The 309-nt window shown below is 68.3% G+C and carries 1 protein-coding gene; it reads right to left on the bottom strand.

Going from position 1 to position 309, the window contains the following annotated elements:
• Positions 1-301, bottom strand: a 301-nt coding sequence (locus CCN44_RS42930; protein ID WP_244204096.1) for a YceI family protein, incomplete at its 3' end; no start/stop codon positions are given.
• Positions 302-309 lie beyond the last annotated feature (8 nt).

Below are 309 nucleotides of genomic sequence, written 5' to 3'. Positions count from 1 at the left end.
TGATGCGGTACGCGTCGCCGCCGAGGGCCTCCGCCCCGGTGGAGCGGAAGGTCATGACCGGGAACTCGTCGATCTTGAAGAAGTCGGCGGACTTCAGGTGGCCGTCACGGTCGGCGTTGCCGGTGTCGATGCTGGCCATCTGCACGTCGAGCGTGGCGGTGGACCGGGTGGGGTCGGCACCGTCGAGGTGCAGCGTGCCGGTGAAGTCCTGGAAGCCGCCCTTGACGTTGGTGACCATGGCGTGCCGGGCGACGAAACCGATCGTGCTGTGCGCGGGGTCGATCGTGTAGTCGCCGGTCAGCGCGGTGA

Source organism: Streptomyces tricolor, from assembly GCF_002155905.1.
GTDB lineage: Bacteria > Actinomycetota > Actinomycetes > Streptomycetales > Streptomycetaceae > Streptomyces > Streptomyces tricolor.
The sequence above is the reverse complement of the archived record's forward strand: the minus strand, read 5'-3'. Positions and strand labels throughout refer to the sequence as shown.